Raw genomic sequence first — 10354 nt, forward strand, 5'->3', positions numbered from 1 at the left:
CGTTATTATTCAGAGCGCAAAAGCAAAAGGCTGGTCTCTGCTTTGAGCATAGACCAGCCTTAGGCTAATTCAAGACGCCTTAGAAACGGATTTTCATGCCCACGGATGCGGAAATGTTCGCATCGATGTTGGTATCGCCGCCGTTATCCCAGGTACGTCCCACTTCCGTATAGGCCTGAACATCATTGGTGACGGTCCAGGTCGCACCAATAGCAGCCTCGGTAGCACTGTACTTCTGACTGGCATTGAGGGTCGTTTTGCCATGACTGTTAGCGCCATTGCTGTAGGTCACAGAATCATCGCCACCGCTCAGTTCCTGCCAGTAGTTCACGCGCACGTAAGGTTTCACTTTGCCGACTTTGGTGTCGTAATCTGCGGTCAGACGCGCACCCAGACGCCCGATCACCGCACTGTCAGCATCGGTGCTAACGTGGGTATCCGCGCCGTCGTTAAGGGTCACGTCATCAAAGTTGCTCCACTGCCAGACCAACTGTGCCTGCGGTTCAAAGGCCCAATTGCTGTCGCCGAGCTGCCACGGTTTACCCACTTCGACCGACGCAGTGACGGTGTTGCCGTCCGGATGATAGGTCTCGCTGTCGCTGAGATTTTTCAGATCTACCGAGTGATAGCCGTACTGCAACACGTTATCGACATAGAAGCCGTTGGTGTCGGTCCAGGTCGCGTAACCGCCCACGTAAGTAGAAAGTGTTGAGTTATACGCCGAGCCGCCGCCCATCCCGGTGTTACCGCTGACGGAACTGTCGATATCCATGATCGTAGTGTAGATACCGGTACGCCATTGATCGTTCTGCCACAGATCGAGGCCGATCTGCATCCCGTCGTACTGTGAATGGCTTTTACTGTTGGTCGCATCATCGAGGTGGATATCGACGGTTTTAGTCAGATAACGCGCCCAGAAACGCCCCTCCTGATCTTCCGGCACATCCGCACGCCACGGCTGTTCATCGCCCACGCGTTGATGCAGCGTACCAAGCACGAACAGATCCGCCTGACGAGTTATCGACGCGACGGTATCAAAGCCTGGCACAACGGGGCTGTAGCCCGCACGCAGGAACCAGTCCTCTCCCGCACCGCCTGCATTCCCGGCGAACAGTTGATACTGCCAGGCTCCGGCGATCAGCTTTTCATTGCCGATGTTGAATGCGTCTTTGGTGGTTTGGGCTGTAGTGGTCGCGCCATTCAGCGCCTGCACCACCATAATGCCGTCGCCGGTCGTTGGCTCGCCAAGCTGGCTGACATCGATATCAAGGCGCGTAGTGCCCGTCGCCGTGCCGCCGTTGATCACCAGTTTATCGGCCACGCCCGGGCTGTGCTGCTGGGCGGCAATTTTTATCGTGCCGTCCATGCCGACGTAATTACCATTGACGGTCAGCGTCGAGCCAACGTTGCCGCCGCGCAAATTCACCGTGCCCTGGTTAACCAGATTCGCCACCGTCTGATTACGACCGCCGGTATCGAGCGTCGCATCGCGGCTAACAATGTGGCTTGATTTGGCGCTGAGTCGCGAAATGCCGCCCGCCAACAGCGTGCCATTTTCCACCAGCGTGTAGCCGCTCCAGTTATTCAGGCCGTTCAGCACCGTGGTGCCGCTGCCGCGCTGAATAAAATCACCCGTGCCGGAAATCACGCCGTTGAGATCAACCGTGTTATTGCGATTTACCACTAGCGTATCGAGGTTGAGAATATTGCCGGTCGCGCTGCCGGTGCTACCGCCGTTACCCAATTGCAATGTGCCGTTGCGGATTGTCGTCAGCCCGGTGTAACTGCTGTCTTTGGTCAACGTCAGCGTGCCCTCGCCCGCTTTGGTTAAACCACCGCTGCCGCTGACTGCTGAGAGCAAAGAAACGTCATTATCGTTGGTGTCGATAGTGCCGCCATCGCCGCTTAACGTCCACGCACGCGAAGTATCAAACGCCTTGCCATAACGGAAAGTACCGCCGTCTAACGTGATGCCCGTTCCCGCCGCGCCGAGATTATTATCCCCGCTCACCTGCAATATGCCGCCGCCGACAGTGGTGCCGCCGCGATAACTGTTGTCACCGTTCAGCACCAGCGTCCCGACGTCGGTTTTGTCGATCCCGCCGCTGCCGGTAATGTCAGAATTAATGGTGGCAGTGTAAAGCTTCCCAAGCGCAGTGCCGTCGCCGACGCGAATAACGGTGTCGGCGGTGTTAGTGGTGATCACGCCGTCGTTGATCACGTAGCCATTGGTGGTGAACTGCGCGCCGCTGATAAGCACGTCACCGAGGCTGTTATCCACGGTAACGTTGCCTTTTTTACCGCTAAACACCGCGAACGCGCCGTCGCTGAACGGTGCGTTGAGAGAGCCCTCAGGATCGGTCTGGTTCGTGGTCCAGTTGTCATTGCCACGGCTGTTTTGCCAAATGCCGTCGCCACCATTGATAGCGCCGTTATTTTTCAGCAAGCCGTTAGTGCCGCCCGTGCCATCCCAGAAGTTAAGTAACAATCCGGTGGTGTTGACCAGGTTGACCTGATTAGCCACAGAGGTTTGCACGTATAGCTGAGTCGCGGCATCCGGCACATTGCCTAACAACAGGCTGTTATTGGTCAGGTTTCCGCTGTAGTTAATCACACGGTACACGCCGACATCGAACTTCCCGCCCGGGGTCTGGGTGATATTAAGTTTGCCGTTGAGCGTCAAATCGCCATTGACCACCAGCAAGTCATTCAACGGATCTTTGTCATCCGCCACATTGGATTTACCGTACTGGAAATCAAGCTGCGAATTTTCGGCCAGACTCAGGTTATTCATGGTCAGGATGCCGACGCTACTCAGATCTTTGCCGGGTGCCAGATGGCCGTTATCTGCCACGCTGACGTTGGCGCCGAGCGTGCCTTCACCGCCTAACGTCGCATTGCTGGCAACGCTTGTCGCGCCGGTTGCCGCGCTTTGATCGCCGTTGATCAGCAGTGCGCCTTTCAGCACAGAAGTGGCACCGGTAAAGGTGTTATCGGCGGTAAGGGTCAGAATGCCGGTGCCGACTTTCTCCAGTCCGCCGCCGACGCCGGAAATAAGGCCGCTGATGGTGTCATTCAGATTGAGATTGCCTTCACTCAGCGTTTTGCCGCCAAGTGCTACCGTGCCTGCGCCGGACAATGACCCGACAGAGGTTTTGCCGGACGCATCGGCCAGAGAAACATTCGCCCCGCTCTGGTTGGCAATGCGTGCATTTGCTGCCTGGGCATTACCTGCGAATGCCGTACTTCCGGCGTTGGTGATCACACTCGTTCCGCCGTCAGCATTGCCTGACATCCCCAGACGTGAAGTCGCATCCACGTTAATCTTCGCACTGCCCGCATTACTTGAACCGCCAAAGAATGCGCTGCCGCCCGTGAGGTCAATTTTGCTTTGCGCTGCACTGGTGTTGTCATTGAATGCCAGCGTGGAATTGTCGACATCAAACGTATGTGACTGTGCGCTGGCGCTGTTGATGAAATTTAAACGCGCCGCGTCGGTGAGCGTGACGGTATTGCTGGCGTTGCTGCCCAGCGCTCCGGTTACGCCTGCATTGACGGTTAACGTCCCGGTGCCATTTTTACCGGTAAGGGTGGTTTCGCCCTGGTAGGTATTCACCGTGTTGAGGTCAAGAACACCGTCGCCCGTTCCAGCTGATGTATCGACAACCGTCAATGCCCCGGTTCCGCCAATCACGCCCGTTGGCGTAAAAGTATGGCCGTATACATCAAAGGTTCCGCCACCCGCACCATCGACAAAGAACGGACGGTCGGTAGTGAAATCAGCCCCAGTCTGAAACACTGATCCGCTTTTGAGCAGGACGAAGGTTCCTTCCTTACCGAGACTGGTGTCTTTCGATACCTGAAGCGTGCCGTTCCAGATTTCGGTGCCACCTAAATAGTTATTATCACCATTGAGGATCAGGCGGCCCGGATCGGTTTTCAGCAGTCGAATCAGCGCGGCGGGATCGTCTTGTACGAGATCGACGTTGATCGTGGTGTTAGTACCGGCCCCATCGCCACCCGCCCCGACACGAATGGCAAAATAGCTGTCCGCATGGGTGCCATTTTCAGCGTCATAATCGTTATCCGGCGTGATATCCGTTGGTGGATTGGTCGGCACCATATGCAACTGAGAATCGGGGTGGAGCGGGTCGGCATTCAGAACATAACCATCGGTTGTGAACTGCATGCCGGAGGTGATGACCGGCCCGTTAATATTGCTGACGCGAACTTCACCGGACGCACCTTCAAATACCGCAAATGCATCGGGCGCCCATGGAGCATTGCCTTCACCAGTGCTCTGAGTCCAGTTATTACTCACCCCGGCAATACTGGCAACCCAATAGCCAAAGCCACCGTCAACCTCTTCGTTACCTTCAAGCCCGCCGCCGCCGCCGTGGTTAATAGGGTCATCACCATCCCAGTATTGCAACTGCTGGGAAGGATCGACAAAGTTCAGTGCCAGGTTCACCTGGTTGGCTAAGTTGGTCTGGATGGCGTAATTGACGGCGTTATTCGGCGGCAATGTGCCGATATTCATGGTCTGATTATTCAGCGCTCCGGTGTAGTTAAACAGGCGATAGACGCCGGGCAGGAACGTACCGCCGCTGGTCAAATCAACATTTAACGTACCGTCCAGCGTCAGATTACCGTTCACCTGTACCAAATCATTCAACGCACCGCCCGGCGTGTATGCCTTCCCAAGCTGGAAGCGGCTGGTGGTATCGTTCGCCAGCGTCAAATTGCCGTTGATGGTTAGAGTGCCAGTACCGTTGCCCTGAGTGTCATCGCCCGGTTTAAGGGTCGCCGCACCGCTCTGGAACAGAACATTCCCGCCGATTGTGCCATTCCCGCCAAGCGTGCTGCCACTGTAGACGGTTGTTAGCCCAGCCCCACTTTGCACACCGTTAATCAGCAATGTACCTTTTTCAACGGTAGTGGTTCCGGCGTAGCTGTTGGTTCCACCTAAGCGGGTTATCCCTGTGCCGATTTGGCGGAATGCGCCGCTACCGCTGATATTGCCATTCAGCGCCACGTTGTCGGAATGGTTAACCGTCAGCTTACCGTTATCGGTAATGTTGGTTTGCGTTGAGAGCAGGCCGGTCGTGCCGCCGTTGCCCAGCGCCAGTTCGGCATCGCCACCAATCAGCGTGTTGCCGGTATAAGTGTTATTGCCGAGCAGAATGGTGCTCCGGCCGCCCACACGCTCCATACCGCCTGTACCGGAAATCACGCCGCTGTAAGTCTGGTTGCCGCCATCAAAGGAGACCAGACTGTCAGCCCCCGAGGTAGCAATATTGTAGTTATGAATCGACGCCTGCCCGGCGAGTGTCGCGCTGTCGCCGCTGCGCAGCGTTGCGCCATTATTCACGTTAATCACAGGCGTGCCAGAAAGCGTCAAATCGTTCGCCACCCGGATATCGGTCGCCGCGCCATTCAGCGTCAGGGTGCTCCAGCCCGTGCCGATATTAGTACCGGTCGTCAGATCGTCCGCCGCCAGCGAACCAATCACCGCCGGATCGGTGCCATCATGGGTGCCGTTAAACGTCAACGTACTGCCGGTTCCGCCCTGACTGCGAATGTGCGTGGTATTGCTGATATCGACGTCACCGACGGTGGCGTTATCCCGCCCGTCATTTCCGCTGAAGGTCACGCCGCCGTTGAACAGGCCGCTGGTCCAGTTGAAACGGTCGCTGCCGCTGCCGAGCGTAATTTCTCCGCGCGTCGAGCCGCCGCTCAGGTTCATGATGTCATTGCCGCTGCCAGTGATAATCGCCTGCGCGGTCGATGATGCAGCCGTCAACGCACCGCTGTTGGTGACGGTGTTGTTCGCGCTCCCGGTGGCATTAATTAGCGTCGCGTTTTGACTCAGACTGGTGATCTCCCCGGTATTCGTGATGGTGCGATTGGCGGCGGTGCCGTTCAGAACAATCAATGAACTGGCATTAGTGGTGCTGCTTGAATTAATGGTCCCGGTATTGCTGAATGCACTGGTGTTCGCTGCCAGGATCGTGCTACCGGTGTTGCTGGAGGTCCGGATTGTGCCACTGTTGGCCAAACTGCTGGCGTTTGTCGCATCAATGGCTGCCCCCGCCGATGACGCCATAGTGATGTTGGTGCCTGAATTGACCGCACCATTGGTTTTTGCCAGCACGCCAACGCTGTTTGCACCATTACCGTTGATGGTATAGCCATTGCCGATACTCAGATTACCTGTCGTCGCTGTCCCGTCAGCCTTCATAAAGGCAAACCCGCTACCACTGCCACTCACATTCAGCACGTTGCCGCTGCCTTCTGCCGAGAAGGTTACGGCGGTACGAATAGCCGGGCCATTGGCCGCGTTGATGGTCACATCATTGAGATTGACGTTACTGGAGCTGGCGTTGTTATTAATGCCCGCGCCGCTGCCGGTCAAATCGATTTGCGTGTCGCTGGCGGTAAATGACGATACCCCCGTGCTGTCAATCAGCACGCCATCGGCACCGCCCCCAGCCGTAATGTGGTTGCCGGTGCCATTGACCGTCAGCGTTGCGCCGTTACCGGTCAGCTCTACTGCCGCTTTACCGCCAGTGGCGTTGACGATGCCGAGTCTGTCCACCACCGCCCCGCTACCTTGCACACGCACACCAACATTATTGCTACCCGTAGCCCCAGAAACACTGATCGTTCCATTGTTCGTTAGCGTACCGGCGTTTTGAATATCGACGCCGATATTGCCGCTGCCCGCCACGCTGACAGTCGTATCCCCTGCCACACTTGCCTGTCCATTATCATGCAGACGGATCCCGGTGCTGTTATCCCCCAGCAGATTGATGTTCGCCCCGCTATTCAGCGTCAGGTTACCGAGATTCGATACGTCATAACCGGTTATGCCACTTTGCCCTGCGGCAGAACCAATCACCGCACTGGACACGACATCGGTCGCCCTTGAAGTATCACTAACATCGCCGTTGATGCCGTAATCGCGACCATCCACTAACACCGCGGTAGTGTTATTGCCGGTCAACTGAATAGCGCCATTACTGATGTTGCCCGCCGCACCGCCAGTCACTTTCACGCCCACGGCATTTTGACCGCTGACCACGATATTCGCGTCACCCGTGGTCATTTGCGTCGGTACATCGTCGCTGTCGTCGTTGTTGTTGAGGTCGTCCACACCGTTCGCAAACACGCCTGTTGAGCCGTTACCACTCACATTCAGGCTGTAATTCCCGCCGGTCGTTGAACCGGTAAAAATAGCCCCATTGTCGACAGCAAACAGAATTGACCCGGCTTGCGCACTGTCAGAGATCGTAGGGTTGCTAATATTGATGTTCGCCCCTTGTCCCCAGGCGTAATAGCCAATCTGTTTTTGGTTTTCAAACGTGAGCGTGGAGTTGTTACCGATATTGATTGTGGCGTTACCGCGCGCGTGAACGCCAATCGCCCCCGCCGAAAGCAGGCGAATCGTGGAGTCCAGCTCAACGGTTGCAGCATTGCCGTTTAGCCCTTCGGCATAAACGGCGTAGTTGCGATAGGTGTAAGGATTATTATCGCTCCCGCCGGTATCCCCTGCGTTACCGACGGTGATATGGCTGTTGTTCGTCGAGGTCAGGCTGGCATCGTTGCTCATCGCCAGAATATTCAACGCGATGTTATTGTCGCCTTGTACCAGAATGGTGCCATTGTTGGTCACGACACCAGTATTATCCTGCACATACATCCCGTAGTTGGCAGCCGCTGCCCCGGCGGTCAGTTTTCCCAACACCGTAATCGTGCCGTTGTTGGTGACAGCGCCATCGTTATCTCTCGCTATCATGCCTGCGGCATTACGCGTGTTCGCCAGCAGTGAAATAGTCCCACCGGCTGCGTTTTCAACTGCGCCTGAACTGCTGGTATAAATACCTGCTGTTAAATCCCCGCTTCCCACCAGGTTAACCGCAGAAGGTGCTGTTGAAGAGATTATCGGCGTACTACCGATGTAAATCGTCCCGCGGTTGGTGAAGGTGGCATTCTGCTCAATGTAGGCACCATACCCCCCGCCATGTCCATCCACGTTAAAACTGTTGCCGACCAGCGCGACCGTCGCCCCCGTACTGTTGATGGCCGTCGTGTCTCCTGACGCACCTATCCCGAAAGCGGTATGAGTAGCACTGTCAGTGACCGCAACGTTGATATGACCGTTGTTGGTGATCGTGCTGGAATTCTGCCCTATCAGGCCCAAAGACCCTATGTTATGTACGTTCTGATTAACGCCCGTTTTTTCCAGAAATAACCCCGCGTTAATCACGCCGTTATTCGTGGCAGTGGCACTCGTTGCCAGCATTGCTACCGTATAAGGACTGAGACTGCTGCTGCTCCATGCGTTGATGGTCCCATTGTTAGTAATTGTCGCATCATCAAAGGCTTCCATCACCGCCGTTGCGCCATCTACAGCCAGGCTGCTGGAGCTGGTTACCGTGCCCGTTGCATTATCGCCTTCGGCATAAATGACTCTCAGGTCACCACGACCGAGCGTCGCATTGTTCGTGTGCTCAAAGCGGTCTTCCCAAATGTGATAATCCAGATTGATAGAGGTACTTTGCGCCTGAGCTAAAAGCCCGGTGATGATGGCATTGTAGGTATTCTGCGCTTCTATTGTTGAATCAATCACTTCGCTGTTGACCGTCGCCCCAGCGGTTAACCAGTACTGAATCTGTGATTTACCAGCGTATGCACCTTGTCCTACGAGATAGTCATTCACGTCAGCAATATCGGCCGACGATTTGATGGCAAAGGTTTTATTTCCAGCCTGAATCACTCGCCCGGCCACTTCGACATAATTTGGCAGCGTCAGCTCGTAGTCATACTTTGTGCTCTGAGCAGACTCCGCCTGCACATCGGGGGAAATATTGGCGGCCGGTCGGAAGTGGATGTAATTATCCGACTGCCAATTGACGCTGCTTGTCGCCACGCCATCCCCATCGGCTCTTGCCAGCGTTGAGCCTTTTGCCAGTAAATCCAGAGTATTCGCCGCGGCGGCAATCGGCGTACTGCCGCTGGTATCCGCACCGATATTAATATTGGCCGTCCCACCGCCGGTCTCAACATTCACAATGCCGAACTGATATAAAATGCGCACAGAGTTAGGGTCATAAACGGGCAACATCATCTGCGCAACGGCAGTGTCATCCGCGGAGGAAAAAGTGGTTGAATCGTAGGTGCTCACGACCTGGCTGCTACCTTCCAGACCAGGGATTTCGACATTCAGTTCCTGATCCTGCTGAGGATTCGCAGGCGCGGGCGAGTATGTGTATGAATTGATATTGTCCTGGGTGATAGCGACTGGCGGTGTAGGGCTGCCCAGTTCATCGTTGGCGTTAGCATTTATGGTGATAATACGCCCACCTTCCGGAAGCGTTGCATCCGGTAAGGCTTCAAGCACTGACACACTCCTGCCCGAAATCCCATTTCCGCTGGTGAAATCCGGAAGCAAGGGAATGGGGCCGAGAATATCCAGCGTGGTTCCGGCAGCATAGTCGACCGGCGTACCAATCGGTGCACCACTTCCTGCCACGGTAAACGCATAACCTGTGCTGATCTCTTGATCAAAGTTGAAATCAGGATCCGTCGAAAAGTTGTAGTCAGGTCTGACCGTAGACCACTGCACATTTTCTGCAGTCGCAAGCCCAGGCAAACTTCCTGCTAACAATAGGCCACTCAGCAACAGTTTACGTTTCGCTGAACGTGAAGATTTCCCCTTTTTCCCCGCAGTAAACTCGGCAACGGGCACAAACGCAGCGGCAACATGACTCCAGACCAAACGATAAATTCTGTTCATACGCATTCCATGGAAAATCAATGAGTTGAAGAAGATCAAGCGAATACAGGTCAACCAGGCAGGACTGTTACTTTTTGTAAAAGTAGTACAACCTGCTTAATTAAGCCTTCCGGAATGTGAAAAAATGCAGCTTCTTGTTACTCAGCGGTTAACTTGCGGAACGCAAACTGCCCAAAGAAACGGCTGTTTGGGTCGAAGGAATGGAAATGCCTAAAGATGGATTTGAGCGGACGGGGGGGATCAACTATCCTCATCGTCAGATGAATCTGGAGTAATTTCATGGATATTAAGCACAGTACCGGGGAAGTGGCGATCGCAAGCGTTAAGGGATATATCTGGTTTCTGTGCCTGAATATTATTTTTGCGGGCTGGCTGGTTTTGCGGATATTCGGCGGCGGCAGTATTACTTTCCATGACCCTGTAAATAATTCTGTGTAACTGCCACCGTATTAAAGGTGATCGCTCAGGCGGTCACCGAACTCGATAATAAAACGGCTCATCGCCAGCCGCCAGTTCTGGATCGGCATACTCCATTTTTTTGAAGCATCCCTGATC

2 protein-coding genes are annotated in these 10354 nt (G+C 55.0%); one reads left to right on the forward strand and one right to left on the reverse strand.

The features are described from left to right. Nucleotides 1-79: 79 nt before the first annotated feature. Nucleotides 80-9799, reverse strand: coding sequence for an autotransporter-associated beta strand repeat-containing protein (locus VH187_RS10220; protein ID WP_329701333.1), 9720 nt, complete (start codon nucleotides 9797-9799; stop codon nucleotides 80-82). Nucleotides 9800-10078: 279 nt separating this feature from the next. Here VH187_RS10220 and VH187_RS10225 point away from each other — a divergent pair, with 279 nt between their 5' ends. Further along, entirely contained in the window at nucleotides 10079-10237 is a 159-nt protein-coding gene (locus tag VH187_RS10225) for a hypothetical protein (protein WP_329701334.1), read from the forward strand. The last annotated feature ends 117 nt before the right edge of the window (nucleotides 10238-10354 follow it).

It is taken from the genome of Scandinavium sp., assembly GCF_036271055.1.
GTDB lineage: Bacteria > Pseudomonadota > Gammaproteobacteria > Enterobacterales > Enterobacteriaceae > Scandinavium.

What these genes read in the sequence shown, in the direction of transcription:
- VH187_RS10220 (WP_329701333.1), bottom strand. Translation starts at nt 9,799, where the DNA reads ATGAACAGAATTTATCGTTTGGTCTGGAGTCATGTTGCCGCTGCGTTT.
- VH187_RS10225 (WP_329701334.1), top strand. Translation starts at nt 10,079, where the DNA reads ATGGATATTAAGCACAGTACCGGGGAAGTGGCGATCGCAAGCGTTAAG.